2 protein-coding genes are annotated in these 2,940 nt (G+C 65.0%); both read left to right on the top strand.

Annotation, left to right across the window (positions count from 1 at the left end; all coding sequences use genetic code 11):
• The first annotated feature begins 259 nt into the window (after positions 1-259).
• Positions 260-1,786: a sensor domain-containing diguanylate cyclase gene (locus EB084_22895; protein NDD31112.1), complete on the top strand. Its 1,527-nt coding sequence runs from the start codon at positions 260-262 to the stop codon at positions 1,784-1,786.
• Positions 1,783-2,940 (top strand): DNA mismatch repair endonuclease MutL (gene mutL, locus EB084_22890; protein NDD31111.1); only part of this gene is annotated, 1,158 nt, incomplete at its 3' end. The genes EB084_22895 and mutL, both read left to right, overlap by 4 nt.

Here is a 2,940-nt window from a genome sequence, read left to right as displayed (position 1 = left end):
ACAGATCCCCCCGCCGCACAGGGTCCTCCCCCCGCGTGGGAAGCGGTTCTCGACGACATCCGGGGCACGAAGCTCCTCGAGCTGACGCCCCTCGCCGCCCTCAACCTCATCCACGACTGGCAGCGGCGCCTGAACGACCCGTCTTCCTGACGCACGTCTCTGCAGGGGGAGGATATCCGCTCCCCACACGCAAAACTGAGACCGAACCCTATCGCGCGGCCCTCCTTCCATCCGCCGCGCCCGAACCTGGAGGCCCCGCTTGATCGAATATTCGCGCAATATCGGCCGCATCATGGCCCTGTTGCGATGGGTCATGGCCGTGTTCATCGCCATCGATCTGCTGCACCCGGCAGACATCTACAGCGCAAAGCAGGGCTGGCTGGGCAGCATGGACGCCCCTTCCCTGTCCCCGGCGCTCGCCGTGGGGCTCCTGTTCGTGTGGGCCGCGGTGACCTCGTGGATGGAGGGCACCCTCGAGGGAACATCCCGCGGCTTCGTGCTGGGGGGGGCCGACCTCGTCCTCGCCCTGTTCGTGACCTATACCCAGCGCACCGTCCTGGGAGGGTTGCTCTTCGGTCTCCCGGTGCTCGAGCTCATGGTCACCAACCTGCTCATCGGCGGTGCCACAGCGGTGACCGTGATCGTCCTCTACCTCGGCATCATGCTCGTGAAGGCGCACGCCCGTCCAGAAGCGCTGCTTCAGGCGTGGAGCTTCGGGTTCATCCCATACATCGCCCTGACCGCAGGGCTGGGATTCATCCATCATGCGCTGACCCGCCAGGAAGACCAGGTCAAGGCCCTGGTCTCGGTCATCGAGACCAGCCAGGAGCTCGGCACCTCGGCCTCGCAGGAGAAGATACTCCAGCTGGTCACCAGTGACGTGATGCGTCTCTTCGACTGCTCGAGCGTCGTGGTGTACCTGCGCGATCTCGAGAGCCAGACAGAGCCTGTGATGCGCGTGGCAAGCCAGCTCTCGCCCGCAGAATCGTTCACCGACTTCAACCCCGAGCTGGCGACGTCGGTCATCGGCGCCGTCATCAAAGAGAAGAAGGGCCGAGTCGTCGACGACTTCGCGCACTACCAGCCAGAAGAAGCGATTCGCAAGCATCCGGCGCTTCGCTCGGCCATGGTGGCCCCGCTGCTGTTCGAAGACCAGGCGCTGGGCGCCATCTTCATCGCCCACGACGCGCCCGCGCAGTACACCGATCCCCTCTTCCGCCTCTTCAACATGCTGGCCAACCAGGTCGCGCTCGCCGTGCGCAACCTGCAGCTGCACAAGACCACCGAGACCCTCGCCATCACCGACTCCCTGTCGGGCCTTTTCACCCACGGCTACTTCCAGGAGCACCTGGGCAAGGAGATCGTGAGCGCAAAGTACGCCAGCAAGCCCCTGAGCCTCATGATCATCGACGTCGACTTCTTCAAGAAGGTGAACGACTCATACGGTCACCCTCAGGGAGACGCGCTCCTCAAGCAGCTGGGCGGTGTCATCAAGCAGGTGGCGCGACCCACCGACGTGATCTGCCGATACGGTGGAGACGAGTTCACGGTCACCATGCTCAACACCAACCGCATCAGCGCGGTGGTCATTGCCGAACGCATCCGCAGCAGCGTCGAGGACTACGAGTTCGTCCTCGGAAGCCAGATCGTGCACGTCACCGTGAGCGGAGGTGTCGCCTCCTTCCCGGAAGACGCGCAGACCAAGAAAGACCTCATCGAGAAGGCCGACAAGGCGATGTACGAGTCAAAGAAAAAGGGCCGTAACTGCATCTCGTTCTCCGCATGAGTGCGTCGGCCGCAAGCACCCCCCGGGCGCGCGTCGCCCTCCTCGAGACCTCTGTGGCGGAGCGCATCGCCGCGGGCGAGGTCATCGAGCGGCCGTCATCGATCATCAAGGAGCTCGTGGAGAATGCCGTTGACGCCGGCAGCACGCGCATATGGGTCGACATCCGCGACGGCGGCCAGTCGTTCCTCAAGGTGGTCGACGATGGCTGCGGCATGTCGCGCGATGACGCGGCGCTTGCACTGAATCGCTTCGCGACGAGCAAGATCCGCACGTGGGAGGACATGGAGAACCTCCAGACGCTTGGCTTCCGCGGAGAAGCGCTTCCGAGCATCATCGCCGTGAGCCGTCTCGAGCTCCTCACCCGCGAAACCGGCGCCCCTTCCGGGACCCGCATCGTGGCCAGAGGGGCAGACGACGTGAGAGTCGAGGACGCCGGATGCGCCGAGGGCACGACAGCCATGGTCACCGATCTCTTCTTCAACACGCCCGCCCGTCGCAAGTTCCTCAAGAGCGGTGTCGCCGAGGCCGCGCGCATCGTCGACCTCCTCGGACGCTTCTCGCTGCTTCACACCAACATCCACTTCCGCCTCACCAGCGGCGAGCGTGAGTACTTCAACCTTCCTCATCAGTACGGCCTTGCCGATCGTCTCAAGCGCCTCTGGCAGCTCGACCCAAAGACGCCGGTGGCGCCCCTGGGGCACGTGCGCGGAGACGTGAAGGTAAGTGGCGTCGCCGTGTGCCCGCCTACCTTCGCCAGCCAGGGAACGCGCCAGGTGATCTACGTCAACGGCCGGCTCGTCGTGAGCAAGCAGCTCAGCATCGCCATCGCACAGGGATTCGAGCCGCTCATCCCGCATCGACGGTTCCCCATGGCCGTGGTCTTCATCGAGCTCCCCAGCGGTGACGTCGACGTGAATGTCCATCCCACCAAGTCGGAGGTCCGCTTCCTCCATCCGGACGCAGTCTTCCGCGCGGTGCGCGACGCAATCGCCCAAGCCCTGACCGAAGCAGACGCCCAGCCCCAGGATCACGTGGAGGCCATCGTGCGCGCTACCGATCGCGACACGCCCTCCGGGCTGGTGGTCGACGTGGACGAGGCGTCGCTGCACAGCCCCTCAGCAGCATCAGCCGCACGTGTCGATTCCCCCACCGCC

Source organism: Pseudomonadota bacterium (genome assembly GCA_010028905.1).
In the GTDB taxonomy this organism is placed as follows: domain Bacteria; phylum Vulcanimicrobiota; class Xenobia; order RGZZ01; family RGZZ01; genus RGZZ01.
The sequence above is the reverse complement of the archived record's forward strand: the minus strand, read 5'-3'. Positions and strand labels throughout refer to the sequence as shown.